General features: G+C 46.0%; 23 protein-coding genes. 11 read left to right on the forward strand and 12 right to left on the reverse strand.

Translation table 11 applies throughout. The features are described 5' to 3' along the window. Positions 1-38: 38 nt before the first annotated feature. From prpB to BW947_RS14480, 6 genes are all read left to right on the forward strand, one after another. Positions 39-917 (forward strand): methylisocitrate lyase, encoded by an 879-nt coding sequence (gene prpB / locus BW947_RS14455; RefSeq protein ID WP_076500728.1) that lies wholly within the window; start codon positions 39-41, stop codon positions 915-917. Positions 918-1,051: 134 nt separating this feature from the next. After that, positions 1,052-2,179, forward strand: a complete 1,128-nt coding sequence (gene prpC, locus BW947_RS14460; RefSeq protein WP_076500729.1) for a bifunctional 2-methylcitrate synthase/citrate synthase — start codon at positions 1,052-1,054, stop codon at positions 2,177-2,179. An 81-nt stretch (positions 2,180-2,260) separates the two neighbouring features. Next, positions 2,261-4,864 carry a Fe/S-dependent 2-methylisocitrate dehydratase AcnD gene (gene acnD, locus BW947_RS14465; protein ID WP_076500730.1) on the forward strand — a complete coding sequence of 868 codons (2,604 nt, stop codon included), beginning with the start codon at positions 2,261-2,263 and terminating at the stop codon, positions 4,862-4,864. Positions 4,865-5,008: 144 nt separating this feature from the next. After that, positions 5,009-6,232 (forward strand): 2-methylaconitate cis-trans isomerase PrpF, encoded by a 1,224-nt coding sequence (prpF, locus tag BW947_RS14470; protein WP_076500731.1) that lies wholly within the window; start codon positions 5,009-5,011, stop codon positions 6,230-6,232. Positions 6,233-6,286: 54 nt separating this feature from the next. Beyond that, positions 6,287-7,150 (forward strand): isocitrate lyase/PEP mutase family protein, encoded by an 864-nt coding sequence (locus BW947_RS14475; RefSeq protein WP_076500732.1) that lies wholly within the window; start codon positions 6,287-6,289, stop codon positions 7,148-7,150. Between the two features lie 405 nt (positions 7,151-7,555). Next, on the forward strand, positions 7,556-12,082 hold the full coding sequence (locus BW947_RS14480; protein WP_076500733.1) for an EAL domain-containing protein: 4,527 nt from the start codon (positions 7,556-7,558) through the stop codon (positions 12,080-12,082). 96 nt (positions 12,083-12,178) lie between these two features. Here the strand turns inward: BW947_RS14480 and BW947_RS14485 are convergent, their stop codons facing one another. The 3 genes from BW947_RS14485 to BW947_RS14495 all read right to left on the reverse strand — a co-directional run bounded on the left by BW947_RS14485 (position 12,179) and on the right by BW947_RS14495 (position 15,389). Next, positions 12,179-13,270, reverse strand: a complete 1,092-nt coding sequence (locus tag BW947_RS14485) for a branched-chain amino acid aminotransferase (protein WP_076500734.1) — start codon at positions 13,268-13,270, stop codon at positions 12,179-12,181. Between the two features lie 193 nt (positions 13,271-13,463). Next, positions 13,464-13,817: a RidA family protein gene (locus tag BW947_RS14490; protein ID WP_076500735.1), complete on the reverse strand. Its 354-nt coding sequence runs from the start codon at positions 13,815-13,817 to the stop codon at positions 13,464-13,466. A gap of 78 nt (positions 13,818-13,895) precedes the next feature. Continuing rightward, positions 13,896-15,389 (reverse strand): Na+/H+ antiporter NhaC family protein, encoded by a 1,494-nt coding sequence (locus BW947_RS14495; RefSeq protein WP_076500736.1) that lies wholly within the window; start codon positions 15,387-15,389, stop codon positions 13,896-13,898. A gap of 179 nt (positions 15,390-15,568) precedes the next feature. On the opposite strand from BW947_RS14495, the gene BW947_RS14500 reads away from it, so the two are divergent. After that, positions 15,569-15,790, forward strand: coding sequence for a cell division protein ZapB (locus tag BW947_RS14500; protein ID WP_076500738.1), 222 nt, complete (start codon positions 15,569-15,571; stop codon positions 15,788-15,790). Between the two features lie 69 nt (positions 15,791-15,859). Here the strand turns inward: BW947_RS14500 and BW947_RS14505 are convergent, their stop codons facing one another. The 7 genes from BW947_RS14505 to BW947_RS14535 all read right to left on the reverse strand — a co-directional run bounded on the left by BW947_RS14505 (position 15,860) and on the right by BW947_RS14535 (position 21,432). Further along, entirely contained in the window at positions 15,860-16,072 is a 213-nt protein-coding gene (locus tag BW947_RS14505) for a DUF1107 domain-containing protein (protein ID WP_076500740.1), read from the reverse strand. 483 nt (positions 16,073-16,555) lie between these two features. Continuing rightward, positions 16,556-17,164, reverse strand: a complete 609-nt coding sequence (locus tag BW947_RS14510; protein ID WP_076500742.1) for a thiol:disulfide interchange protein DsbA/DsbL — start codon at positions 17,162-17,164, stop codon at positions 16,556-16,558. Between the two features lie 136 nt (positions 17,165-17,300). Next, the gene (locus tag BW947_RS14515) at positions 17,301-18,326 is read right to left on the reverse strand and encodes a serine/threonine protein kinase (RefSeq protein ID WP_076500744.1); all 1,026 of its coding nucleotides are present in this window, start codon (positions 18,324-18,326) and stop codon (positions 17,301-17,303) included. A 1-nt stretch (position 18,327) separates the two neighbouring features. After that, the gene (locus BW947_RS14520; RefSeq protein WP_076500746.1) at positions 18,328-18,645 is read right to left on the reverse strand and encodes a DUF3630 family protein; all 318 of its coding nucleotides are present in this window, start codon (positions 18,643-18,645) and stop codon (positions 18,328-18,330) included. Positions 18,646-18,658: 13 nt separating this feature from the next. Continuing rightward, the gene (locus BW947_RS14525; protein ID WP_076500748.1) at positions 18,659-20,113 is read right to left on the reverse strand and encodes a protein adenylyltransferase SelO; all 1,455 of its coding nucleotides are present in this window, start codon (positions 20,111-20,113) and stop codon (positions 18,659-18,661) included. A 10-nt stretch (positions 20,114-20,123) separates the two neighbouring features. Continuing rightward, positions 20,124-20,435, reverse strand: a complete 312-nt coding sequence (locus tag BW947_RS14530) for a hypothetical protein (RefSeq protein WP_076500750.1) — start codon at positions 20,433-20,435, stop codon at positions 20,124-20,126. Between the two features lie 145 nt (positions 20,436-20,580). Next, positions 20,581-21,432, reverse strand: coding sequence for a hypothetical protein (locus BW947_RS14535; protein WP_076500752.1), 852 nt, complete (start codon positions 21,430-21,432; stop codon positions 20,581-20,583). Positions 21,433-21,705: 273 nt separating this feature from the next. Here BW947_RS14535 and BW947_RS14540 point away from each other — a divergent pair, with 273 nt between their 5' ends. The 4 genes from BW947_RS14540 to BW947_RS14555 all read left to right on the forward strand — a co-directional run bounded on the left by BW947_RS14540 (position 21,706) and on the right by BW947_RS14555 (position 24,351). Next, positions 21,706-22,065: a DsrE/DsrF/TusD sulfur relay family protein gene (locus tag BW947_RS14540; RefSeq protein ID WP_076500754.1), complete on the forward strand. Its 360-nt coding sequence runs from the start codon at positions 21,706-21,708 to the stop codon at positions 22,063-22,065. A gap of 137 nt (positions 22,066-22,202) precedes the next feature. After that, the gene (locus BW947_RS14545) at positions 22,203-22,601 is read left to right on the forward strand and encodes a nitrous oxide-stimulated promoter family protein (RefSeq protein WP_076500756.1); all 399 of its coding nucleotides are present in this window, start codon (positions 22,203-22,205) and stop codon (positions 22,599-22,601) included. Positions 22,602-22,708: 107 nt separating this feature from the next. Then, entirely contained in the window at positions 22,709-23,593 is an 885-nt protein-coding gene (locus BW947_RS14550) for a hypothetical protein (RefSeq protein WP_076500766.1), read from the forward strand. A gap of 173 nt (positions 23,594-23,766) precedes the next feature. Next, positions 23,767-24,351, forward strand: a complete 585-nt coding sequence (locus BW947_RS14555; RefSeq protein ID WP_076500769.1) for a YSC84-related protein — start codon at positions 23,767-23,769, stop codon at positions 24,349-24,351. 174 nt (positions 24,352-24,525) lie between these two features. Here BW947_RS14555 and BW947_RS14560 read toward each other — a convergent pair whose 3' ends face one another. After that, on the reverse strand, positions 24,526-25,071 hold the full coding sequence (locus tag BW947_RS14560; RefSeq protein WP_076500772.1) for a hypothetical protein: 546 nt from the start codon (positions 25,069-25,071) through the stop codon (positions 24,526-24,528). A gap of 93 nt (positions 25,072-25,164) precedes the next feature. Continuing rightward, positions 25,165-26,202 carry an acyltransferase family protein gene (locus BW947_RS14565; protein WP_076500774.1) on the reverse strand — a complete coding sequence of 346 codons (1,038 nt, stop codon included), beginning with the start codon at positions 26,200-26,202 and terminating at the stop codon, positions 25,165-25,167. Position 26,203: the final 1 nt, after the last annotated feature.

The following is a 26,203-nucleotide window of genomic DNA, read 5'->3' on the forward strand; positions in this document are numbered from 1 at the left end:
TCACATGCCAAACAATGGATAAATAGAAGGACAAGACCATGACCCAAAGCGCAGGATTACGTTTTCGCCAAGCTCTTGCTAAGGCTAAACCGTTACAAATCGTTGGCACCACCAATGCCTATTTTGCCTTGATGGCAGAGCAAACTGGCTTCCAAGCCTTGTATCTTTCGGGTGCTGGCGTTGCCAATGCGTCATACGGTTTGCCGGACTTAGGCATGACCTCAATGAGCGACGTGCTGATTGATGCGGGTCGTATCACCTCTGCCACACAAGTGCCTTTATTGGTCGATATCGATACTGGCTGGGGCGGCGCATTCAATATTGCTCGCACCATCAAAGAATTTGAAAAAATCGGTGTTGCTGCCGTGCACATGGAAGACCAAGTGTCGCAAAAGCGTTGCGGCCACAGACCTAACAAAGCGGTGGTGAGCATAGAAGAAATGGTCGATCGCATTAAAGCGGCAGTTGATGCCCGTATCGATCCTAACTTTGTCATCATGGCACGTACCGATGCGGTTGCCGTTGAAGGGGTAGAAGCAGGTATTGAACGCGCTCAAGCTTATATCGCCGCCGGTGCAGACATGATTTTTGCCGAAGCCTTAACTGAGCTAGACCAATATCGCCACTTTAAAGCGCAAGTAAAAGCACCAATTTTGGCCAACATGACTGAATTTGGTCAAACCCAGCTATTTAATAAAGAAGAACTGGCGCAAGCGGGCGCCGACATGGTGCTTTATCCACTCGGTACTTTCCGTGCAGCCAACCAAGCGGCACTGAACGTGATGCAAGCGCTGATGAATGATGGTCATCAACGCAATGTGTTAGACACAATGCAAACTCGTAACGATTTGTATAAATACTTGGGCTACCACGCCTTTGAAGACAAGTTAGATCAACTGTTTAGCCAAGATAAATAACTGGCTAACTGCACCCTACAATGCAGCGTAAACAGGAAGTACAACCTTAACCAATAAATGTTGGCGCACTAGCACCTTACCTAAACTGCAATGCATCAACGATAACCAAACAGAGTTAACGGAAGGGAAACATTATGTCAGAAGCTAAAAAACTAAGTGGTGCAGGATTACGCGGCCAAAGCGCAGGCGAAACGGCATTAAGCACAGTGGGCGTATCGGGCAGCGGCCTAACATACCGCGGTTATGATGTGAAAGATCTTGGTGAAAATGCCACCTTCGAAGAAGTCGCTTATCTAATTCTTTACGGTGAGCTACCCACTCAAGCTCAGCTTGACGCCTATAAAACCAAACTCAAAGGCATGCGCGGCTTACCGCAAGCCTTAAAAGAAGTATTAGAGCGCATTCCTGCCGATGCTCACCCTATGGATGTGATGCGTACTGGTTGCTCTATGCTAGGTAACTTAGAAGCCGAGCACAGCTTTAGCCAGCAAAGTGAAATATCTGACCGCTTACTGGCTGCATTCCCATCGATTATTTGTTACTGGTATCGCTTTAGCCACGATGGCGTGCGTATTGAAACCGAAACCGATGACGATCAAATTGGCGCGCACTTCTTGCATTTATTACACGGTAAAGCGCCGTCGGCACTGCATGCTAAAGTGATGGACGTATCGTTAATTCTTTATGCAGAACATGAATTTAACGCATCAACCTTTACCGCTCGCGTCTGTGCTTCAACTCTGTCAGACATGCATTCGTGCGTCACTGGCGCCATTGGTTCACTGCGCGGCCCGCTGCATGGCGGCGCGAACGAAGCGGCGATGGAACTGATCCAAGACATGAAAGATGAAGCCGATGCGCGCGACATCTTAATGGGCAAACTGGAGCGTAAAGATAAGATCATGGGCTTTGGCCACGCGATTTACCGCGACAGCGATCCACGTAATGCCATCATCAAAGAATGGTCAGAAAAACTGGCTGCCGCCAACGGTGACGACCGTCTATACCGCGTATCGGTTGCCTGTGAAGCCCTAATGTGGGAACAGAAAAAACTCTTCTGTAATGCAGATTTTTTCCACGCCAGCGCGTATCACTACATGGACATTCCGACTAAGTTGTTCACGCCAATTTTCGTGTGTTCACGGGTCACAGGCTGGGCTGCACACGTGATGGAGCAACGCTCTAACAACCGCATCATCCGCCCAAGTGCCGATTATGTGGGCGTTGCACCACGCAAAGTCGTCCCCATTGCCAACCGTTAAGCCAAGCTAACGACTCTTGGCGCGAGATTTTTGTTAAAGGACAGTCTCGCGCCAACTTCATTTTCCGAAATGGATGATGTTATGAACACTGCTATCAATACCCAATATCGCAAGCCCTTACCCGGCACCAAACTCGATTATTTCGACACCCGTGAAGCAATTGAAGCCATTACACCCGGCGCGTACGCCAAGCTACCTTATACCTCGCGCGTGCTGGCTGAAAACTTAGTCCGCCGCTGCACACCTGCGGACTTAACCGCCTCGCTGAAACAAATTATCGAATCTAAGCAAGAACTTGATTTCCCTTGGTTTCCTGCCCGCGTGGTCTGCCACGACATTTTGGGGCAAACCGCCTTAGTTGACCTTGCTGGCCTGCGTGATGCGATTGCCGCTAAAGGTGGCGATCCCGCTAAAGTAAACCCTGTTGTACCAACACAACTCATTGTGGATCACTCACTCGCCGTTGAGTTTGGTGGCTTTGATAAAGACGCCTTTGCCAAAAACCGCGCTATCGAAGACAGACGCAACGAAGACAGATTCCACTTTATTGATTGGACGCAAAAAGCCTTTAAAAACATTGATGTTATCCCTCAGGGTAACGGCATCATGCACCAAATTAACTTAGAGCGTATGTCGCCTGTGGTGCATGCTCGCAATGGCGTGGCCTTCCCCGACACTTTAGTTGGCACCGACAGCCACACGCCACACGTTGATGCTCTGGGCGTTATCGCCATTGGTGTCGGCGGGCTAGAAGCCGAAAGTGTGATGCTGGGCCGCGCCTCTTATATGCGTCTTCCGGACATTATCGGTGTCGAGCTCACGGGCAGGCCACAGCCTGGCATTACGGCTACCGATATCGTATTGGCCTTGACCGAGTTTCTACGCGCACAAAAAGTCGTCTCCTCTTACTTAGAGTTCTTCGGTGAAGGCGCAGCAGCGCTGACACTCGGCGATCGCGCCACGATTTCGAACATGACGCCTGAATTTGGTGCCACTGCGGCCATGTTCTACATCGACCAGCAAACCCTTGATTATTTGACCTTAACGGGCCGCGAAGCCGAGCAAGTTAAACTGGTTGAAACCTATGCCAAAACCGCAGGTTTATGGGCCGACAGCTTGACCGAAGTGCACTATCCACGGGTTTTGCGTTTTGATTTATCCTCGGTGGTGCGCACCATTGCAGGGCCATCAAACCCACATGCACGGGTGCCAACATCAGAATTGGCTGAGCGCGGAATTAGCGGCGTAGTCGAAAACGAACCCGGCTTAATGCCCGATGGTGCTGTGATTATCGCAGCAATTACCAGCTGTACTAACACCAGTAACCCACGCAACGTGATTGCTGCTGGTCTGATTGCCCGCAACGCCAACGCTAAAGGCTTAAGCCGCAAACCTTGGGTCAAAACCTCACTGGCACCCGGCTCTAAAGCGGTGCAATTATATTTAGAAGAAGCCAAGCTATTACCAGAGCTTGAACAGCTCGGTTTTGGCATTGTTGGTTTTGCCTGCACGACATGTAACGGCATGAGCGGCGCGCTGGATCCTGTGATTCAAAAAGAAGTGATCGACCGCGACTTGTACGCCACCGCAGTGTTATCGGGTAACCGTAATTTTGATGGCCGTATTCACCCCTATGCCAAACAAGCCTTTTTGGCCTCGCCGCCATTGGTCGTCGCCTACGCGATAGCTGGCACCATACGTTTCGATATCGAAAAGGATGTGCTGGGATTAGATCATGATGGTAAACCAGTCAAACTTATCGACATTTGGCCATCGGATGAAGAAATCGATGCCGTGATTGCGACCAGTGTTAAACCTGAGCAATTCCGCAAAGTGTACGAGCCTATGTTCGATTTAGCCGTCGATTACGGCGAGCAAATTAGCCCGCTGTACGATTGGCGTCCGCAATCTACTTATATTCGTCGCCCACCTTACTGGGAAGGCGCATTGGCCGGAGAGCGCACATTAAAAGGCATGCGGCCACTGGCGGTGCTGGGTGACAACATCACCACAGACCATTTATCACCGTCGAACGCCATTATGCTCGACAGCGCCGCGGGCGAATACCTGCACAAAATGGGCTTGCCGGAGGAAGACTTTAACTCCTATGCCACCCACAGGGGCGATCACTTAACCGCCCAGCGTGCGACCTTTGCCAATCCCAAGCTTAAAAACGAGATGGCAATCGTTGACGGTAAAGTGCAACAAGGTTCACTGACGCGTATCGAGCCCGAAGGCCAAGTGACGCGCATGTGGGAAGCGATTGAAACCTATATGGAACGTAAGCAACCGCTGATCATTATCGCGGGTGCAGACTACGGCCAAGGTTCGTCCCGCGACTGGGCCGCCAAAGGCGTGCGTTTAGCAGGGGTTGAGGCCATTATTGCCGAAGGTTTCGAGCGCATTCATCGCACTAACTTAGTGGGTATGGGCGTGTTGCCGCTGGAATTTAAAGCCGGCGACAACCGCGCGACTTACGCCATCGACGGCACCGAAGTGTTCGATGTCCTCGGCACGCCAGCGCCACGAGCAGATTTGACCGTCGTCATCACCCGTAAAAACGGTGAGCGCATCGAAGTGCCAGTAACCTGTCGTCTCGATACCGCCGAAGAAGTCTCGATCTATGAAGCAGGCGGCGTATTGCAACGCTTCGCGCAGGACTTTCTCGAATCGAATCAGGCTTAAATCGAATCTTGTTTGAGTCAAGCCAGAGTCGGCACTTGAATCGACGCTTAGATATTAGCTAGCTAAACCGAGCGCCAATAACTTCCCCAATTAAGTTACTGGCGCTCATTTGGATTCCATTGGGAGTCCTTTTGGAGTCAATGTATGAATACTTCAACACCCCACGCGCCACAAATCAAAGTTGCTGCGACCTATATGCGCGGCGGCACCAGTAAAGGCGTGTTTTTCCGTCTGCAGGATTTGCCGAAAGCCGCACAAGTTGCCGGCCCTGCCCGTGATGCCTTGTTACTGCGAGTGATTGGTAGCCCAGATCCCTACGGTAAACAAATTGATGGCATGGGCGCTGCCACCTCAAGCACCAGTAAAACTGTGATCCTCTCCCCTAGCACCCAAACCGATCACGATGTCGATTACCTGTTCGGCCAAGTGGCCATCGATAAACCCTTTGTCGATTGGAGTGGTAACTGCGGCAACTTAACCGCCGCCGTCGGCGCCTTTGCCATCAGCAATGGCTTAATTGATACGGCCCGCATTCCACAAAATGGCATCTGCACTGTGCGTATTTGGCAAGCCAACATAGGCAAAACCATTATCGCCCATGTACCCATCACCCAAGGTGAAGTGCAAGAAACAGGGGATTTTGAGCTCGATGGTGTGACCTTTGCCGCCGCCGAAGTGCAAATCGAATTTATGAATCCGGCTGCTGACGAAGATGCCAATTCTAACGGAGGGAGTGGCAGCATGTTCCCGACGGGCAATGTTGTTGATGTGCTAGAAGTGCCGGGTATTGGCAGCTTTAAGGCCACTATGATTAACGCTGGCATTCCCACCATTTTTATCAATGCTGAGGACTTAGGCTACACAGGCGCTGAGCTGCAGGATGATATTAACAGCGACACGGCGGCACTGGCTAAATTTGAAACCATTCGCGCCTATGGCGCTGTGCGTATGGGCCTGATTTCGCATATAGATGAAGCGATTACGCGCCAACATACGCCCAAAGTGGCTTTTGTTGCTAAACCCCAAACCTATGTGTCATCGAGTGGCAAAACCGTCAATGTAAGCGACATCGACTTATTAGTGCGCGCCCTGTCCATGGGCAAACTGCACCACGCCATGATGGGCACAGCTGCGGTAGCTATTGGCACCGCAGCAGCTATTCCTGGCACCTTAGTTAACTTAGCCGCTGGCGGAGACACTAAGGACAAAATAGATGCGGTGCGCTTTGGTCATCCCTCTGGCACCTTGCGCGTCGGCGCAGAGGCGTCAATGGTTGACGGGCAGTGGACTGTGGTTAAAGCCATTATGAGCCGCAGCGCCCGCGTACTGATGGAAGGTTTTGTGCGAGTACCGAGCGATTGTTTCTAATCGTCTACAGGGTTCTGGATTAATAGCTAAAGGCGCACAAGGAAGATAATTCAAATGAAAAAAACAACGGCATTACGACAAATGCTAAGTGGTGATGATATTCACGTCGCGCCCGGTGTTTACGATGGAATGACGGCACGTTTAGCCGAACAGACAGGTTTTAAGTTGATTTACGCCAGTGGCGGCGCGATTGCGAGAAGTTGTGGTTTCCCCGATATAGGCATGCTGAGCTTTAGCGAAGTGTTGCATCGGCTAGAACAGATGGTCGAAGTGACTCAAGTGCCTATCATAGCGGATGCGGATACTGGGTTTGGTAATGCCATCAACGTGAGCCGCACAGTAAAAGCCTTTGAGCGAGCCGGTGTCGCAGCCTTGCATTTGGAAGATCAAACCTTTCCAAAGCGTTGCGGCCATCTGAATGATAAATCTTTGGTGAGTACCCAAGAAATGGTGCATAAGATCCATGTCGCCAAGGACAGCCAAACTGATCCAGATTTTATCTTAATTGCCCGCACTGATGCGATCGCCGTTGAAGGATTCAACGCTGCAATTGAACGCTCACAAGCGTATTTAGCGGCAGGTGCCGACGTGATCTTTGTCGAAGCACCCGAAACCGTTGAGCAAATTGAATTGATCGCTAAACATATTAAGCAGCCTAAGCTCATCAATATGTTCCACAGTGGTAAAACACCGCTGGTGTCGAAGGACAGACTGCAAGCATTGGGATACAAGTTCATCATTATTCCCTCAGACTTACAGCGAGCGACTATCCATGCTTGTCAGCACACCTTGCGCACCATTCTTGAGCAAGGTGACAGTGGCAGTATTGCCGAGCAGATGGTGTCGTTTGCAGAGCGTGAACGGATCATAAATACACAAGCGTATTTGGATCTTGACCTTGACTATGGACGTAACTGAGTCAATGCAAGTTTAACCCTGCCATCTAAACGCTAAAACAGTTCAACCAAAGACCTTGCTTCTCCCCCTTCCGGCAAGGTCTTTTTCTATTCCCCTTCATGATTTTAGTGACTCTGCGCACTGGTTTTCGCTGCATTTGTCGCAGCATCATATGTTGGCCTATCTTAAACAGTGCTAAGATTCTTAAGCTTAAACACGGGAAAAAAAGCTCGTCATAACCAGCACAAAGACACTGAAACAGTATATTTAAGCTATCGCATGATCTGTGATAGAATCGCGCCCATCGATTTTGGTTATTTTTAAACCAAGTCAGTTATTTAAACTAAATTTTTACAACAAAATGGCATTTAAGGTCTAGGCTAAGAACTAAACTAAATAGAAACCTAATCAGGATGGGTCCGTTTTTTGGTAGGGGAAAATTTGAGTCAACTAATCCACAAGCTTGTGCTAAGCGCGCTTTGTATCCTAAGTTTGTGGGGGATATCGTGCAATGGATTAACGCAACCCTTGAGTGCGGCTTTTACACAGCTTAAATTTGAACATATTCGCAGTGAAGATGGTCTCAACCAGAATACAATTACCAGCCTGTTTATGGACAGTGCTGGCATGTTGTGGATTGGCACTCAAGATGGTTTGCATGCCTATAATGGTCATAACTTCAATATTTTCACCCACTCACCCAACGATCCTAACAGTATTTCTGAAAGTTATGTCTCTGACATTATTCAAGATTCAGAAGGCTACATCTGGGTTTCCACGTTCAGCCAAGGAGTCAATCGACTCGATTTGAGCACTGGGACCTTTGAACACTTTGGCCAAGAACAAGGCTTAACCGATCCCCTCACCACTAAACTCAGCATAGTGGGTAATACACTCTGGATTGGCACTAAAGCAGGACTATTTTCCCTATCGATCAAAACTAAACGCATTACCCAAGTGAGTTTAGGTAATAGTGTCGAACCCCATATCACAAGCCTAGCCAATGTTGAAAACACTTATCTGTTAGCTGGAACCCAAGATAGCGGCACCTTTGCTGTCAGTGCAAATACCATCACCCGCTTGAACGTGCCGCAAAATGTCACGGCCTATCAAATTAAAGCGAACTCGGCCTATTCGCTCAGCTTAGCGCTCGGTGGACAGCTATGGCACTACAACTTAGCCTCGCAACAGGGCGAAATCCTTTGGCAGACCGACGATAACGTGCCTTATATCAAGGATTTTATCCAAACTGAACAGGGTGATTTTTGGGTCGTCGGGCCTGAAGCGGGTCTTATTCAACTGGAGAGAAACAACAAAGCATTTAATGCGACTTACCACAGGTATGATCCTAAGCGCACCAACAGTATCAGTGAAAACAACATACTGAGTTTGCTGCAAGATCCCTTTGGTAATTTATGGTTAGGCGCCAGTTATTCGGGCTTAGATAAAATAAATACCCGCCGCCAGTATTTTCAGCATATTTTCGAATACACCCCAGATCTGTCGCAACAGAGTAACAATATTCGCACCTTGTTCCGCAGTAAAGATGATGCCCTCTGGATAGGTACTGAAGGCGCAGGGCTTAAGCGCATATTAACGAACGGGCAATATGAGCACTTTACGGAGAGATTTGCGAACGCCTTAGGGATGCATCAACGCAATTTAAATCTCACCCTGCGAGATATTGATCAAGACAAAGCGGGCGTGCTCTGGTTTGCGACTAACTATGGACTCGGCCGGTTGTCGCCAGAGGGAGAATTCCAATTACTCAAGGTCACTGCAAGTACGGACCAAGGCTCTGAAGCCAATTATATTCGTAATCTAGAAATTGATGATCAAGGCCATCTCTGGGTAGCAACGACTCACGCCCTCTATCGCAAGGCTATAGATAACGATGAGTTTACTTTTATCTCATTGGCGAATATTGACCATTTCTCTCCAGCACAAAACCAACTTTTAATCCTCAGAGCACATAAAGATACGCTATGGATTGGTACACTCGATGGTTTGTTGAAACTGGACATGCAGACGGGTATAGGGAAATCTTACTTCCATCAAGCTGCTAATAAGAAAAGCTTAATCAATAACCGTGTCCGCGATATTTTAGTGACTCAGGCGGGCGAGGTGTGGTTCGCCACCCATGGTGGCATCAGTATATTACCTTCTCAAGATGCCAATGCAGGCTTTACCCATTACACCCGCGATCAGGGATTACCAAGCGATACTATCTACGCCTTATTAGAAGACCAACAACATAATATTTGGTTTAGCAGTAATGCGGGCATAGGCAAACTAAATCCTAAAACCAATCGTGTCATCATATTCAACGAGCAAGAGGGATTACAGGCGCTGGAGTTTAACGGTGGTGTAAAACTGCAAGACAGCGATGGCGATCTCTGGTTTGGTGGCATTAATGGTATCAATCGTTTTAATCCCAAGTTGATTCCGGATCAACGACCCGATGTTAAAGTCGCGCTCACAGGCTATAGCATTGCGGGAAAAGACCATACGATTCTCGATTTAAGCCGCCCCCCTAGCATAGTGATGGACTATAGCGATCAGCTGATCAGTTTTGAGGTGACCTCATTGGATTTCAGCTACACAGGTAAAAATCGTTTTAGCTATTATCTTGAAGGATTTGATAACGAATGGCATGAGCTACCCACAGGCAATGAAATCACCTTCACTAACATCAATCCTGGTCATTACCGATTGCATGTTCGCCATGGCCTACAATACAACTCAGCAGGTGCCTATGCACTGCTTGTCGATCTGAATGTACAAGCCCCCTTCTATCGCACTCAGTTCGCCTACGCCCTTTATTTCTTACTCACATTAGGCTTGCTGGTTTGGATTATTCGCTGGCGTAAAAAGAAACGTCACATACAAAGTGAATTTGAAACCAGTATCCGCGCCTCTGAGGAGCGACTAAAGCTGGCACTGTGGGCATCTGGCGATGGCATGTGGGACTGGAACATACCCGAAAATCGAGTCTATCGTACCAATATGGATGCTTCGATTCCCCATTGGAATAGCAGCAATATTGCCCATGAGAGCATGCACTCAGAAGACAGAGAGAGATTCAAACTTGAGCTAAACGAGCATCTTCAAGGCCGCTCACCTTTCTTCGAAGCCGAGTACCGTGTCGAACGCTCACCGGGTAATTGGGTATGGATTTTAGATCGTGGCAAAGTGGTTGAAAAAGATAGTTTAGATAACCCGATCCGCATGACAGGGACTAACCGTAACATCACCTCTCGTAAGCTGATTGAGAACGAGTTGGTCTTGTCCTCACAAGTGCTCAACAGCATGAATGAAGCCGTTGTCGTAGCGGGCCTAGACTATCGCATTCGCTCAGTAAACCCTGCATTTTGCACGATAACAGGCTACACAGAACGCCAAATCAGCGACAGACATTTTACTCACTTAGCCTTTGGCCGCCAACAGCGTGAATTGTTCAATACCATTGAACAGCAGCTGCTGCGTCATAAACATTGGGTTGGGGAACTGTGGATCCGCAATAAACAACGGCAGGCAATTCTAGTCTGGCTAGAGATCAACCAAGTTATCGACATTAAAGGTGAAACCAGCCACTTCGTTGCGGTATTTACCGACATTACAGAGCGAAAAAAAGCCGAAGAAGATCTGCGTTTCCTCGCCAGTTTCGACACGTTAACTGGCCTACCCAACCGAACCTTGTTCCAAGACAGGCTTAATCACGCGATAACCCAAGCGCATAGAGCGAACAATATCGTCGCCTTACTGTTTTTAGATCTCGACCGCTTTAAACATATCAACGACTCCATGGGTCACCATGTCGGCGATTTACTGCTCAAAGCCGTTGCCAGAAGACTGCAAAATGCAGTGCGCGATGGCGATACGGTTGCACGCTTAGGCGGTGACGAATTTACCATTATTTTAGAAGGAGTGGCCAAAACCAAAGCCGCTACTTTGATCTCAGAAAAAGTGCTCAGAGCATTCCAAACGCCCTTTTTATTAGACGATAAAACGCTGACCATTTCGACCTCTATCGGTATCAGTCTCTATCCAAACGATGCCGACAACGCCGACTCGCTGATTAAATTTGCCGATACTGCCATGTACCACGCAAAATCATCAGGCAGGAATAACTTCCAGTTTTATACTTCTAAATTAAATGAAATTGCCACGCGCCATGTGCAACTCGAAAGTGGGTTAAAACAGGCGATTCAGCGCAACGAGTTGAGCTTAGTTTATCAGCCTAAGTTCTGTTTAAAAGATGGCTCGCTGACTGGGATAGAAGCGCTTTTACGTTGGCATCACACTGAACTTGGCCCCATCTCCCCCGTCGAGTTTATTCCGCTGGCGGAAGAAACCGGCATAATCACCCAAATTGGCCATTGGGTAATCAATCATGCTTGCCAGCAATTAGCCGAATGGAACAGCTTAGGATTCAATGGTATCACTGTCGCCGTTAACCTATCGGCGCGCCAGCTTAAGGCTGATATTATCTCCACCATAGAAGTGGCCTTGGCAGTTTCTGGTCTACCAGCACAATCCCTTGAGCTTGAACTGACAGAGTCGATGATCATGGGCAATCCGCAGGAGTCGGTCAGTATTCTCTCTAAACTCAAAGCCCTAGGCTTGACCATAGCGGTGGATGATTTTGGGACGGGTTATTCGAGCCTAAGTTATCTCAAACGCTTCCCGATAGACACGCTGAAAATTGATCGAGAGTTCGTCAGAGGCATCACCAATCATCCCGACGATGCGGCCATCACCAGCGCCATTATCGCCCTCGCCCACAGTTTAGACCTCAACGTTGTCGCCGAAGGCGTAGAGACCCAAGAACAACTCAACTTCTTGGCGATGCAAGGTTGCGATCAGGTACAAGGTTTCTTACTCAGTAAACCCTTAAGTGCCGCGGACTTTTTAACTTTACTCAAGAATCAATCTAAGCCACAGCCGATTTGATTTGATTTGATTTTGAGGCGAAGCCTACAAATGTCATCGTCAAAATCAGCCACTAAAAAAGGCTCCTAGGAGCCTTTAATCATCACCACAACATCCTTACTTTGCTAAACGTTCAACACGCTTAACCCAGCCTTCTGGACCTTGAATGTGGCCCTTTTGGATTTCGGTATAGAGTTTGTAGATGCGCTGAACATGCTCGCCCACTTCACCATTACCGACAGTGACTATGTGGCCATCTTCAAAAATGTAGGAGCCCACAGCTGAAACCACGGCCGCAGTACCAAAACCACCCGCTTCGATAATTTCACCAGATTCGATGTCGGCGATAAATTGATCAAGCATGACAGTCTCTTGGCGCACTTCACATCCGAGCATCTCACCCAATTCCATGATGGATTGCGAGGTGATCGACTTAAGAATGGTATCTGTGAAGGTAGGAATAATCACAGTGCCATCTTTCAAGATATGAAAATGGTTCATCGCGCCCGCTTCTTCAATCTGTTGATTGGTCGAGTCGAGATATAACACTTGCGATGCACCAAAGGCTGCCGCAGCTTTACCCGCACGCAACGAAGCCGCATAGTTACCCGCCGCTTTTGAGGCGCCAGTGCCGCCCGATACCGCGCGATGGAAAGTTTTGCTGATCAGTAAGCGTATGCCTTTGTTGACACCCGCTGCGTAATAAGCACCACTTGGGCTTAATACCACACAGAAGGTATAACGCGTGCTTGGGCTAACAGAGAGACGGTCTTCGGTCGCAAAAATAAAGGGGCGAATATACAGACACGCACCTTCTTGCATCGGGAACCACAGGCGATCGACATCGATCAACGCATTGATCGCATCCATCTGCACTTGTTCATCGATATTAGGAATACAGACGATATCGGCGGAGCGATTCATCCGCTCGGCATTCTTATTAATACGGAAAGTATAAATCTCGCCATCTTCGTGCATAAAGGCTTTCGCGCCTTCGAAGATCGACTGGCCATAATGCAACGCCATTGCACCCGGTGCCATTTCAAATGGACCATAAGGAACGATGCGCGGATCGCACCATTGTCCGTCATGATAATCCATCAAAAACATATGATCGGTTCTGAGGCTACCAAAGCCCACATTCCCCTCGGGCTTGAATTGCTCAGTACGGCGCTCGGACGCAGATTTTAAATTGTAAGTTATTTCCATCGCATACCACCTTATTTACTGAACAAGCAGACTAGGGAGCGACAGGAATAAAGTCAATAGAAGCGCATGCGCTTCAAGGCCTAACCGATAAAAAAATATTATTATGCTCATTTTCAACCATTAATAACTGGTCATAATCTCTCGGTATTAGCTATGTCAGCGCCACCGTACACTGCCCTTTAGCGCGTATTTCTTACTCCGCAACAGCCGCAATAACCGAGACTTCAACTAAATACTCAGGTTCTGCAATCGCCGCTTGTACGCAAGCTCGAGCAGGCGCATGGCCTTTAGGAACCCAAGCATCCCATACGGCATTCATCGCATCATAATCTGCCATATCTTTCAAATAAATAGTCACTGATAATAAGTGTTCGCGTGAACTGCCCGCCTGCGCGAGCAAGGTATCCACTTCCTCGAGCATAGTGACGGTTTGTTCCGTAATATTTTGGTACTTATCTTTCGCCACTTGGCCACATAAATACACTGCACCTTGGTGGATCACTACGCTACTCATGCGAGCACCAACATCTAAACGGGTAATACTCATATTAATCATCTCTTAAATCAGTACATTTGAATAAAGGGTTCAATTCAAACCTTAGGGCATTCTAGTGATATTTAAGTTTTATGTCTGCGTGATTAACTTAGGCCAAGGCGTGTAAAAACGCGCCATCAAGATAAATAAACCCACACCACAGCTAACCACTCCCAACCACACTAATGGTGTTGGTACGGCTAAATTCACTAATTGAAATCCAATCAAGGCCGAACATGCAGCGATTAACGCAAAGGGCAGTTGAGTCACCACATGGTCATGGGGTGCGCAACCTGAACTGGTGGCACTGAGCACGCTAGTATCTGAGATGGGCGAACAGTGATCGCCAAAAACTGACCCCGCCATCACAGCGCTCAATACCGGCAATAACAGATGAGGGTCAAGGTTATGCGCAATCTCAGCGCCAATAGGGATCATAATGGCGAACGTGCCCCAACTCGAGCCCGTGGCAAAAGCCATAATTGCACAAAGTAAAAACATTCCCGCTACCAGCAAGTGCGGAGAAAGATAAGCCTTAGCCCAAGCCGCCAATAATTTTGCGACACCAAGATCTTGGATCACAGCGCCAATCATCCAAGTGCAGAGTAAAATCGCAATGGCGAAGGCGATCATGCGCACCCCGTGGCTCAAATCCCCCACTAACGCCGTTAAACGTCGACCAGATAAGCCCAACATAATCAGAGTGACCAAGGTCGCCAACAAACAAGCATCACGCATAGAAGCGCCAATATCAGCTTTAGCCAGCCATAGCGACACATCCCAACCTGCGACTTGTTGAGCCCCAGACCACAAAGTTAGGCCCACAGATGCCAATAACAGAGTCAGCATCGGGATAGCGAGTAGCCAAGGATTACCCTTGGTCTCGACTGCACTAGAGGGCTCCACCACGGTCGCAGCAACAAAAGGTCGAAACCCGACGCCATACCAAGCAACCAGCACCGACAAACCTAAGGTAACGATGGCGTAAAAGTTAAATAAGGCCACTTCAATAAATGCTTCTAACGGCGATATAGGTAAAAAACTGATCCCTGCGATAAGCGCCATCACATAAGGGCCCCAACTGGAGAAAGGGAGTAACGAACATAGAGGCGAAGCATTTGAATCAACCAAATAGGCAAGTTGTTCATGGCGAATACCATAACGCTGGCTCAGAGGCTGGCAAACATGGCCAACTGCCAAACAACTAAAGATTCCGTCAATAAACACTAACCAACCAAGAAATACGACGCCAAGGCGCGCCTGACGCTCAGTGCGGATACGGCTATATAACCAATCACCAAACTGACCAACTGCGCCACCACGAGATAACAATTGTGTCATGCTGCCGAGCAGTAACATGGCTAACAGCACATTGAGGTGCCACGCTTGCCAAGCTCCTTGTGCATAAAATTGCTTAACAGCAATATCAAACAAATACCGTCCCGTTTGCAGCAGGTCAAACTGAGCAATCAATAGCGCGCCAGAAACAATACCGACACCTAAAGCCACCAGCGTTCGACGTAGAACTAAGGCTAAAATTAAGGTCAGCAATAACGGCAGTATGGTGAGCAGACTAGATGGCATGAACCATTCCGATAAAAAATAAAACCAAGAATACTAACGAGTTAATAACAAATGCAAAAAAATTTAATTTAGAACGCCGTAATAGTACGTTTTTTAATCAAACGACAAGAATTGCTATTCCTTAAGTTCAAGGCACTGCTAGAATCACAGTCCCATCCAGAAACCATAGGACTCTCCAGATGAGCCTTGAATTACTGTCCAAACTGGAAACCAAAATCCAGGCTGCACTCGAAACTATCGAGCTTCTAAAAATGGAGCTTGAAGAAGAGAAGCAAAAAGCGTCGACCTTAAATGAACGCAATCAGCAATTGAATGACCAAAACCAACAACTACAGGAAGAACTCACTTCTTGGAACGAAAAAGTGACTGGTCTTGTTGGTTTGCTAAACAGCGAAATCTAAACTGTGCGGCGCAAAACTGATACTGATTAAATGAGATATCGGTTAAGCGAGTTCTTAATCGAACCCGCCTTAAATCGAATGAGTTTGATAATTCTGCGCTTCAATGAGTTCGTTCAGTTCTAAAATAGCCTGCTTAACCTTTGGCAGGCTTTTTCTTGGTAGTAAAAACCGTCCCCGCTCAAATTCTAGCCGCCCTAAATCTTTAACCCAAATAACACCAGTAAGAAAAATACGCGCATGTTTAACGATTAGTTTAGGGGCGTAAACGGGGAAAACTCTCATATGACCACCTATAAACATTCTGATTGTTATTGATTCCCCATTTTAGACATGAGCTTTACCGTTTGAGTTGCATCGTTGGCTGACTATTTTTCACTTTTGAGTGCTTAAAATTTCAATCACCTGATTTAATTAAACTATCAATATTGAACTTAACTACAAAAAAGCTAAAAGCCATAAAAATGACACTTGCCAATTTTTTGACTCCCTGTTAAATTAACCATGTTACTCAGGGTGAAAAAGAGCCCCTTGGCTCAAGTCCGTACTTTCTGTTACAAGAAGTACGGTTTTTTTTGCCTATTTTTTATCAATATATTCAATAAATTATGTTCTTAAACGCTTAACTCGACGCCGCCAACTCGCGCAAGTACTCAATATTGGCTATTACGGCAATAAAAAAAGGAGCCATTAGGCTCCTTTAAACAACACTATGGATACGCGACTATCATCCGCTCGTATAACGGCGAAATGATAACGTCATTAGCACTATTTCTTCGCTAGGTAGAATGCGATATCTAATAGCTCATCGTAGGATTTGATTGAACCGGTTTCAACACGATATTTACCATTAACCACTAGAGCTGGTACGCCAGTTAACTTAGCGTTTTCAGTATCACGCTTCATCTTAGCCATTTGCGCTTTTACCATGAAGGATTCTGCAGCTGCATCGAAGGTTTTACCATCCACACCGTTAGCAACAAAAAGAGCGCGAACATCATCACGACTGGTGAAATGCTGCTTCTTATCATGGATAGCTGAAAAGATTGCGCTATCGATTTTATCATCGACATTTAATTGGTGCGCCACAGCAAATGCGCGTGACATTTCTACACCCATCTCTTTACCAATAAAATCAACGTGTGCTTGGTTAAAAGCTACGCCTTCAGGTTTATCAGCAATAATTTTTGGCACAACCGTTTTAGAAAAGTTATAACAATGTGGACAATAGAAGGAGAAAAACTCAGTAATTTCTGGTTTTGCCGTCGCAGGGCCGTCATTAATTACAGTGTAATGAACACCTTCTTGATAATCTGCAGCGAATACGGCCATTGGCGCCAGTAACAAGGCCGCAGCCATAAGTAATGCTTTTTTCATGAAAATTCCTTAAATCAATCTTATAAATAGGTTCACTAGGCTGGAGACTAACACATTCTCTTTTTTGAGTGTAACTCACGCCTAAGAGTTCAATTTAATATCACTGCGACGATTGTACATGGCTAAATATTGAACATTAATAAGGTACTAAACTCAAAGGGGGTTCGCCCAGTGCATATAGCTGTTCTTTGAACGATAAAATTTGCTGCTCCCAGTATTTCTCATCCCCAAACCAAGGAAAGTTCATCGGGAAAGCTGGATCGTCCCAGCGGCGGCCAATCCAGGCGTTATAGTGCACCATTCGCAGTGCCCTCAGCGGCCCAATCAAGGCAAGCTGCCTAGTATCAAACTCACAGAACTCTTCATAGGCCTCGAGTAAGATTTCAAGCTGCATTAATTGCTGCGCTCTATCGCCAGTTAGCATCATCCATAAATCTTGAATGGCCGGCCCCATACGCGCATCGTCTAAGTCGACAAATCCAGGGCCATCGGGCGTCCACAAAATATTGCCTGGGTGTAAATCCCCATGCAAACGAATTGCCGCAAAACTTTGTCGTTCCCAAATTGCATTCGCCTTAGCTAACACTTGCTCTACCACGGTAAAAAAAGGCAAACGTAAGCTGCTAGGCACGAGATCGGATTGTTTTAACCACGCCAGCGGCTCGGCCCCTAAAATCTGTGGATTTAAGGGTTCACGCTCAGCAAATGAGGTTTGCGCAGCGTACTGATGTATGCGACCGATAAATCGACCGACTGACTCTAGTTGTTCTAAATTATCGACCTCAAAAGCTCGGCCGCCCAAAGACGGAAACAGCGTAAATCGAAAACCTTGGTACTTATGCAATGTGCGGCCTTCGATAATCACAGGCACCGCCATTGGAATGTCCTCAGCAGCGAGCGCTAACGCATAGTCATGTTCTTCTTGGATCTGTGCGTCGCTCCAACGATCGGGGCGATAAAACTTCACCACATAACGTAACCCTTCATCACTACGAAACTGATATACACGGTTCTCATAGCTATTAAGCGCGAGCAAACCCGTTTCAGGGTACACACCTAAGCTTTCAATGGCATCTAAGATCAAATCAGGCGTTAACGCTTGGAAATGGAATGCTGCACCGCTGGTATTGGTTAACGTCGGCGGCGTCATATTCTGATTCATATTAGTTCACTCTTAGATGAGGTTTAAGCACAGAGGCGAAGTATTCTAACACCTCAAAATCAGCTTCATTTTCAGTTGAAAGCCAGCAAATATTGCCGTAAAACTCATAATTGAGCCATAACAGGCTCCCTTCAAATGCTAATAACCATTGATGCCTATCGGCGCCCCACTGACGCCCACCCACAGTGCAATCGAGTATCGCTGCAAGTGGCTCGGCAAAATCGACAAAACGATCAAAATCAATATCGGCGCTAATTGATAAACTTAACGCCTCTTTATCTAAGCGAATGGCTTGTATCTGAGTGCTAGCTAATTTCATGTTTTTTATCCAATCAACTACTACATGACATAATCAAACCTTGGCCCCAGTCCGGTGGACGTTTAGCTAAGTCTTCATCTTCTGTGTGTTCTGCAAAAGGCTGGCTTAAAATTTTCTGCAATCGGTGCAATGGCGCAAGATTACCCTCTTCCACCGCAATTATCGCCTCTTGGGCTAAATAGTTACGCAAAATATATTTTGGATTCACTGCATTACGCTCAGTTTGCCATTCATCCACATCAGCCACTGTACCTAATCGCTGTTGATAGGCTTGATACCAAGTATCAAATTGCGCCACATCAATAAAATCATCCCGTAAACCGCTGTGTTGACTGGTCGGGTCGACCTTACCTAATTGACGCCATGTCTGAGTGTAATCGAGTTGATTTTTTTCCATTAACACAGTCAAACGACCAATAAGCTCAAGGTCTTGCTTATCCTGCTCTGGCGTTGGTTTAACTAATGTTGGCAGACCTAATTTTGCGCGCATCAAATGTAAATAAGGCTGAACTAGCGCCTCTTGATACTGATTAAGGATGGCAATTAAATCATCAGATGGGATAACAGGTGTCAATGCTTGCGCTAAGCGTTGTAGGTTCCATAATCCAACACCCGGCTGCTGACCAAAAGCATAACGCCCCTCTGAATCAGAGTGATTACAGATAAAATCTTCTTGGAAGGTATCTAAAAATGCAAAAGGGCCAAAATCAAAACTGTCACCCAGAATCGACATATTGTCGGTGTTCATCACCCCGTGGGCAAAACCTACCGCTTGCCAATGGGCAATCATTTTGGCCGTATCTTGCACCACCTGTAAAAACCACGCTTTATAACCTGCGGCATCACAACTCAAATGAGGATAATGCTGAGTGATCGTGAAATTGAGTAATTGAATCAGTTTATCAGCGCGGCCACGTTCGCTATGGCAAAAAAACTCAAAATGACCAAAGCGAATGTGACTACGAGCTAGACGTACAGTAATCGCTGCCGTTTCTTGGCTCTCACGCCAAACGGGTAAGTCTGAGCCGATCACGGCCAAAGCACGCGTAGTGGGAACTTGCAAAGCATACAGCGCTTCTGAGACTAAAAACTCGCGTACCGCTGAGCGCATCACCGCACGGCCGTCACCACGGCGCGAGTATGGTGTTGGGCCGCCGCCCTTAAGCGCGACATCCCACGTACCGTTTGGGCCAACCGCTTCGCCGAGGATAATTGAGCGTCCATCGCCTAAGCGCGGCGTATAACCACCAAACTGGTGGCCGCTATATACTTGGGCGTAGTAAGTTGCACCATCGATAGCAGCATTGGCAGATAAACCGAGTAATAGCTCATCGGTTGGCCGGGTTAAGCCAATTAATTGCGCAGCATCGTCACTCCACGCTAGCCACTGGGGATTGGTGATCCCCTGCGGATAAACCTGCGAGTAAAACTCTGGCAGCTGGGTAAAAAAATCCTGTTTAAATTTCATCATTACCCACCTATTGGCTCAAGGTTTTGCAAACCAGCACCGACTTATCGTCAAATTCACATAAATGCCCACACTGGTAGACGCCAAGGCCAAAACCACTCACACCAGAGCTACTTAAACGCTGCATGCCGTGTGCCTTACTTTGGCATTGCTCTAGTGTTTCATAGTAACCATTAATCGCTTCAGCCTGTAAAGGCATCACCGGAATGGCACTCGCATCGGGATAATAAAACAGTGTCCATTCTGCCGTTTTAGTGCAACCACTGAGTAGCAGTATGCCAAGCACTAATAAGACATTTGCTAAGCTATAACCTAGTTTCATTTTCCCCTACTTAAGCCCATAAAATAGGCCCATAAAAAAAGCGAACCTTGGTTCGCCTTTTGCGCATCAGTTAAGGAGGATTCTACACTGCCTAGACGAGGTAAATAACCGCTTTTCGCCTAAGGGTTTAATCCACACACTTATGTTAAGTTGTAGCTGCTTTAGTCTGAGCTTTTTCTATTCGAGCAATACGACCTTCAAAGCCCGTTACCGTGCCATCGCTCAGCCCAAATTCTAATGCTTTACGGCATAGGGCAATTGCAGCATCGAACGCTTGAGTATCATTAAGCAGCGTCGCCAAATGGAGGAAACCTGTGGATTTAAGCTCAGCAGTTTTACCTTGCTCAGCAGTTACCGCTTGGAATAATGCAATATATTCCTGTACCAACTGAGCGCCATAATTACGATAATCAGCAGATTTACGCTGCTTGTAGCACTCACCCACCATATTTTGTAATGCACTGTAACGCTCGTTTACTGAGGTTGCCGCTTGGTACTCTTTAAAAGCGCGCATTAAAGTCACATTCGCCCAATCGCCGGGGGCCTGGGCGCCAGTCGCTACTGGCGCAGCAGTTTGAATTTCAGCCTTAAGTACGTCGGCACCTGCGGCTTCGGCTTGTTCATCTACATCTGTTGAACCTAAGATGATTACCGCTTGTTCGTTATGCGTCGCGGGAATATCGACTTCAATAATATCAGTATCAATATCGACCGAAATATTAATAGCACTCTGCACATACTCGGGGTCACGTGGCATCAATTCAGCTTCAACTTCAATCACCGTTTCCACCACTGGAGTCACTACTGCTAGATCAACAGGCTCCATCTGCTCGGGTTCTGCTGCAGGTGAGCTAGGTACTTCTTCGCGAGGAACAACCGGCGTAATTGGCGCCGATTTAGGCTGCGACGCTTCTTGCTCTTCCTTCGCCAATCGCTGTGTGCGACGAAATAAAAACACACCGATTGCGATCAGTATCAATATGACTAAAATCTTCATTGTTATTCACCTTTGATGACGGCTTCTCGACAGAAGCAATGTCAATGGGTATGCCAAAGCCCGTTAACATCGGAACAATGACAACCGAATCCACCTGAAATTGAGCAGAGATTAACCGCTATTAAAGTCCATTGTGTCGGTGTAAATCAAGTATTTATACTTTTTTATACGATCTAGCACTCAAATAGTTATAGCCAATTACGTTAAACTGCTACACACCAGTTCACTTATAAATCCCATGTCACTGTGAACTACAGATTAAGGACAACCCTAATGCAACGTATTCTTATTGTCGCCCACGCTAGCCCCTACGGAACAGAAAAGTTATTTAATAGCTTACGCATCGCATTAGCACTGAAGGATCAAGATGAGCAAACTATCGATCTTAAGCTGTTTCTCATGTCCGATGCGGTGTTTGGTGCGTTAAAAAATCAAACCACACCTGATTTAAGTTACAACCTACAACAGATGTTTGAGATCCTCTTGGCGCAGCAAGTCCCTATTTTATTGTGTAAAACCTGCGCGCAAGCTCGAGGTGTGACTGCAGAGATGATGATTGACGGAGCGCACATAGGTACGCTACAAGACTTAACTCGCTGGACACTGGCTGCAGACAAAGTGATGCATATCTAAAGCTTATTTTAGGTGCACGTTTAAGGTTATTTAAAGTTTCATTTTGTGCGCATCTTCATAAATTGATGCTTCTGTTTTGTCAGCACTAACTTCACTGCTTATGATGGGATATCCGAGTAACAGACTAAGGTATTCCAATGGATGCAGCGCAACTGCTAACGGGCAAACTGCTTTACGAGCACCAAACCATAGCTGCGATGATGAAGATACACTGTAAAGCAAAGCATCAAAACCAAGATATAACCGGTCTATGCACTGATTGTATTGAGTTATTGGATTATGCCGCAACTCGTCTAGATCGCTGCCCCTATGGACAGAGTAAACCGACCTGCAATAAATGCCCGATACATTGCTATAAACCCGAGCAGAAGCAAATGGTTAAAGAAATTATGATTTTCTCTGGCCCTCGAATGCTATTGCCACACCCCATCCGAGCAATCAAACACTTACTTGCCGAACGCACACCCGTTCCGAGTGTGGTACCAGAAGCAGCATCAAATCGCCACCAGCGTATTGCTATTCAGCAAAAAAACTAACGTCGTTCTTTTATCGCGTCCAGTTCCCTGATATAACAAGTCTCAAGATATGGGGTGCATTAAATTCCAGCAGCACGCTGCATCTTCAGGTTGTTTGGATATCAAATATGAACGAATTTAATGGCTTTTTTGCTCAAGCCTATTGGTGGTTATCACTATTTGGCGGTTTACATTGCCTCGCATTAGCGATTTATATTCGCTATTTTTACCAAGCAGAGACACATCAAAATTTGCTGGCTAGTTTTTTAAGCCTTATCGCACTGTATTTTCTTACAGGTTTAATTAACCGCGATAACGCCCCGATCCCGATACATATCTTGTTTAATCTTATTAGTCCGATTTACTTTTTACTTATGCCTTTACTGTATTTGTACTGTAAAAACAGCTTAAACCAAACCAATCAACCCATTGCTTTTTCCAAACATTACTGGCCAGCATTACTCACCTTACTCTTCGCTATTATCGATATTGTTATCAAATTAACGGGATATCAAACTGGCAAATGGCCATCTGTTGTTCTGATATTTAGCGAACTAAATATCAACCACTGGAGCGCTCTACTGCCCGCATTGTTATCGATACAAACCTGTTATTACTTTATTGCATTGTGGATGCTATTTCACCGGCATAAACAAAAACAAACAAACATGACATCCTCCCAAGAGACACTCGGCACCATTCGGTTTCGTTGGTTAATAGGATTAACGCTTGCCATGCTATTAAACTGGCTGATACGTGTATTTGTAGTGATTCTGCCTTTTTATTTTGGTGATAATTTATCTTTATTACCCAATGCACTACCAAGGCTCACTTTACTGCTTAGCATGTATATGTTGGCCGTATACGGTTTAAAGCAAATCACTCGTTCAGCCTATTTAAAAGGCCGTATGGCTAAACAACCGTCACAGCCACACGTAATTCATAATGTCCTCACTCCAGAGGAATATGAGTTTTTACACCAAGTCCAGCAAGACGATGGTGACCAAAAATAAAGTTCTTGATGATCTAAGAACTAATCAGCACATCAATACTCCAACAAGTACCATCACAAGGTTCCGACAAGTGAGTCGAACGCTGAACCTAAGCTGACACATAAACGGTTTAGGCTGTCATTTATTTCAATAACGACTAATCTTGATAAACTTAAAACTGAAGAGGCACCACTATGAAATCATTTTTAACAGCCATTGCGGCATCGACATGCCTAATCGTAAGTTTATTTACCGCACCAATAGCACTCGCTGACGAGAGCTACGAGCAGGCTGTGGTTAATTTTCAAAAAGCGAAAGAAACCAGTAAATTTTTCGACACCGCCTATGGCTACGCCTTGTTCCCTACTGTTGGAAAAGGTGGCATTGGTATTGGTGCTGCCTATGGTAAGGGCCGCGTTTACAAAGGCGGCGTCTATGTGGGTGACTCGAGCCTGACTCAATTATCTATCGGGTTTCAATTAGGTGGGCAAGCCTATAGCGAAATCATCTTCTTTAAAGATGCTAAAGCGTATGAAAACTTTACCAGTGGTAGTTTCGAGTTTGATGCTCAAGCTTCAGCAGTGGCGATAAACATGGGCGCGAGCGCACAGGCAGGCACCACAGGTAACTCAGCGGGCGCAGGCCAAGCTGGCAGCAATAGCTCAGCCAAAGGCTCTTATATCAACGGTATGGCGGTATTTACCGCAGCTAAAGGCGGCTTAATGTTTGAAGCTGCACTGGCAGGACAAGCCTTTAGCTTCGAGCCTAAAACCAACTAACACAAAGCGTTAAACATTTTAATCTAACGGCGAGCCTCAGTGCTCGCCGTTTTTGTCAAAATCTATCTTACTAAAACTGCATTCGATTTTCAGCCCACACAAACCACTTTAAACTTACTCGTGCCCCCAAGGCGCTGGCGGTAATATAACCGGCTGCGTGAGATCAAAGTCGACTTAAAAATCGCGGTTGGCCCGTGTGAGTTGATAGCTAAAAGTCGTTGGCGTAATTGCAATATGCCACACATTAGTGATCGACTGAGTTAAACCATTTTTAACAAAGTTATCAATTGAATCTTTATCAATAGGAAAGGACTGCTTTTGCAATGTTCCATCAGTAATCGTATCACCACCATACATAGTTACGGCATCTTCGCTTCCATCCTGATGACGGTGATCATGTTTCAGCTTTAGCCCTTGCAACGTCTTGGTCAGTACCCAAGTTCGCGAGTGATCATCACCCACATGAAACGGAATGTTAAGCTCTGTATCGCTGCATTCTCGTACGTGCATAATCAGTGGCTTACCACTAAAATCAGCGTCGGCGGCGTCACCCGATACCACTTTTCCAGCAAAGGCTTTGCCACAATAGGATGCGATATTCGTAAAGAAAGTATCTTGGGTTTTCATCGCCTGCGGGTAGGTTTGCGTTGCTACTGAAGGAAAGGTAATAAAAGATAAACTCATAAGTCCGAGGGTGAATAAGGTAGTACGAGGTTTCATGGTATTCTCCATTTTTTAGATAGAAACACCCTAACATAAGGGAATAAATTCAAACTGAATTAACCCTTATGTTAGTTTTAAGCAAATAATGGGTTACCAGCCAATATAAATCCGTGATCGGGTGCCTAAGCGTTTCTTAATAAAGCGCGCCGTGATAATACTGCCTACCATTAAGAAGATAAAAATACCCGCTGAAAATAGTATGCTAGTTACCCAAGAGCCTGGTGGTAAACGGAAACGCATTAAAGTCGCAGTGACGTTAAACATCATGTCGAAAAGTGGATGGATAAAGAAAATTGCAAAACTCATCTCAGCAATTTCAATTAACCAAGGTAGACGACTGCGCCCAGATAACCATTCACAAAAATTGAGCACCAACACACACAAGCTTAACTTTTGAATAAACTGCCAATCAATACCATTATATTCAAACGGTGCTTTATGGTAGTTACCAATATGCTGCACGACGTAACTCTGTTCGACCAAGCTGACGATTAAAAATATCACTGCTAATGCACTGATAATAGAGCCAAAACGTCTCAAAAAATGCTCATCTTGGGAGTATAGAATACCAATTAAATAAAAAGGCATAAAATACACCATAGAGTGGATAAAGTTAATATTCCCCACCGGCCTATGCAATAAAATAGCAACAATACAGCTCAGTACAAATAGCGTCCACCGCATCTGTTGCGAACAACGAATAAACCACAAAAAAATCGGTGAAAATAAAAACACTGCCATAATAAATGGAATATACCAATGTGGATAAAGGATATAACCATTTCGTATCGTATAAAAAACACTCATCAATAGTTTATCAAGCGACTGGTGTTCCATAAAAATCCAGCGCAAGCATAAACAGAATAAACCAATTAAAGACACAACTAAAAAAGGATAAAGTACGTTTTGTACTTTATTTTTCATAAACTTTTTATAGTCAAAATCCTTATAAAAAATTCGATGAAAAAAGTATCCAGAGATAAACACAAATAATGCCGTACCTCCTCGCAATAAATTTTCCAGTAATAGCGGGAAACCTTCCCCTGAGTTATAAATACTGTGGCCCAAGACGATAAAAATAATCGCAATGCCACGCATATAGGTAAATTCGAGCTGATTTTTTCTCATT

Source organism: Shewanella morhuae (assembly GCF_900156405.1).
Taxonomy (GTDB): domain Bacteria; phylum Pseudomonadota; class Gammaproteobacteria; order Enterobacterales; family Shewanellaceae; genus Shewanella; species Shewanella morhuae.

Coding starts and splice junctions, on each gene's coding strand:
- BW947_RS14485 (WP_076500734.1), bottom strand. CDS start 13,270: ATGGAAATAACTTACAATTTAAAATCTGCGTCCGAGCGCCGTACTGAG.
- BW947_RS14505 (WP_076500740.1), bottom strand. CDS start 16,072: ATGAGAGTTTTCCCCGTTTACGCCCCTAAACTAATCGTTAAACATGCG.
- BW947_RS14495 (WP_076500736.1), bottom strand. CDS start 15,389: ATGCCATCTAGTCTGCTCACCATACTGCCGTTATTGCTGACCTTAATT.
- prpC (WP_076500729.1), top strand. CDS start 1,052: ATGTCAGAAGCTAAAAAACTAAGTGGTGCAGGATTACGCGGCCAAAGC.
- BW947_RS14525 (WP_076500748.1), bottom strand. CDS start 20,113: ATGAAATTTAAACAGGATTTTTTTACCCAGCTGCCAGAGTTTTACTCG.
- BW947_RS14530 (WP_076500750.1), bottom strand. CDS start 20,435: ATGAAACTAGGTTATAGCTTAGCAAATGTCTTATTAGTGCTTGGCATA.
- BW947_RS14500 (WP_076500738.1), top strand. CDS start 15,569: ATGAGCCTTGAATTACTGTCCAAACTGGAAACCAAAATCCAGGCTGCA.
- prpB (WP_076500728.1), top strand. CDS start 39: ATGACCCAAAGCGCAGGATTACGTTTTCGCCAAGCTCTTGCTAAGGCT.
- BW947_RS14540 (WP_076500754.1), top strand. CDS start 21,706: ATGCAACGTATTCTTATTGTCGCCCACGCTAGCCCCTACGGAACAGAA.
- BW947_RS14520 (WP_076500746.1), bottom strand. CDS start 18,645: ATGAAATTAGCTAGCACTCAGATACAAGCCATTCGCTTAGATAAAGAG.
- BW947_RS14550 (WP_076500766.1), top strand. CDS start 22,709: ATGAACGAATTTAATGGCTTTTTTGCTCAAGCCTATTGGTGGTTATCA.
- BW947_RS14565 (WP_076500774.1), bottom strand. CDS start 26,202: ATGAGAAAAAATCAGCTCGAATTTACCTATATGCGTGGCATTGCGATT.
- BW947_RS14475 (WP_076500732.1), top strand. CDS start 6,287: ATGAAAAAAACAACGGCATTACGACAAATGCTAAGTGGTGATGATATT.
- acnD (WP_076500730.1), top strand. CDS start 2,261: ATGAACACTGCTATCAATACCCAATATCGCAAGCCCTTACCCGGCACC.
- BW947_RS14515 (WP_076500744.1), bottom strand. CDS start 18,326: ATGAATCAGAATATGACGCCGCCGACGTTAACCAATACCAGCGGTGCA.
- BW947_RS14510 (WP_076500742.1), bottom strand. CDS start 17,164: ATGAAAAAAGCATTACTTATGGCTGCGGCCTTGTTACTGGCGCCAATG.
- BW947_RS14535 (WP_076500752.1), bottom strand. CDS start 21,432: ATGAAGATTTTAGTCATATTGATACTGATCGCAATCGGTGTGTTTTTA.
- BW947_RS14555 (WP_076500769.1), top strand. CDS start 23,767: ATGAAATCATTTTTAACAGCCATTGCGGCATCGACATGCCTAATCGTA.
- BW947_RS14560 (WP_076500772.1), bottom strand. CDS start 25,071: ATGAAACCTCGTACTACCTTATTCACCCTCGGACTTATGAGTTTATCT.
- BW947_RS14545 (WP_076500756.1), top strand. CDS start 22,203: ATGGATGCAGCGCAACTGCTAACGGGCAAACTGCTTTACGAGCACCAA.
- prpF (WP_076500731.1), top strand. CDS start 5,009: ATGAATACTTCAACACCCCACGCGCCACAAATCAAAGTTGCTGCGACC.
- BW947_RS14490 (WP_076500735.1), bottom strand. CDS start 13,817: ATGAGTATTACCCGTTTAGATGTTGGTGCTCGCATGAGTAGCGTAGTG.